Below are 840 nucleotides of genomic sequence, written 5' to 3' on the forward strand. Positions count from 1 at the left end.
TCTTCGTATTCATGTGTTGTTTTGATAATCCTGCTGCCGAGTTTTGAGATTTTGAACCTTAGTTTACCTAATGCGGTATTGATTTCCTTTATCTCTCTTTTTAGCGTTTGCCTGTCTGCCTCATAAAACCTGAGTCCTATTGTTGTTGTCTCTTCAAATATTATCTTCATCATCTTTTCTTTCTCATTGCTGTTGCAAAGCACGGTCAGCTTTATTCCGGGTCTTCCTTTTTTCATTATCAACTGCGTCAGATAAACGTCAAGAGCGCCTGCCTTAAACAGCCTTTCCATCACGTATTCGTATATCTGCGGATTCATGTCATCTATTGTGGTTTCAATTACCGCAACCTTTTGTTCTCTGCTTTCTGCGCTTTGCTCTTTCCTCTGGCCGATAAGAATTCTCAGCACATTCGGTTTATCTTTGAAATCTCTATTGCCAGCACCAATCCCTATTTTTTCAATAAACATATCAGGGATGTTGCCAAACCCTGAAGATAACTCTTTCAAGATTGCTGCACCTGTGGGAGTGGTCAACTCAAAGGGAGTTCCATCCGAGTAAATCTTGCATCCCCGACCTTGCTCTGCGAAGCGGGGCAGGCTTGCATCTTGTATCTTGCATCTAAGAACTTCAATTGTTGCAGGCGCAGGCACAGGCAGTATCCCATGTTTTGTCCTTACAGAGCCACCTCCGATGTTAACATCGGATGAATAAACCTTCTCTATCCCTAAAAGTTTAAGCCCGATAATTGTGCCGAAAATATCTACTATGCAGTCAACTGCGCCAAGTTCGTGCAGGTGCGCTGCATTAAATGTTTCGCCGTGGACTTTTGCCTCTGCCCCA

1 protein-coding gene is annotated in these 840 nt (G+C 43.2%); it reads right to left on the reverse strand.

Going from position 1 to position 840, the window contains the following annotated elements; translation table 11 throughout:
- On the reverse strand, positions 1-840 hold an 840-nt coding region (gene larC / locus HW443_RS12095), incomplete at both ends, for a nickel pincer cofactor biosynthesis protein LarC (RefSeq protein WP_176238315.1).

Source organism: Candidatus Hakubella thermalkaliphila, assembly GCF_013281975.1.
GTDB classification, from domain to species: domain Bacteria; phylum Actinomycetota; class Humimicrobiia; order Hakubellales; family Hakubellaceae; genus Hakubella; species Hakubella thermalkaliphila.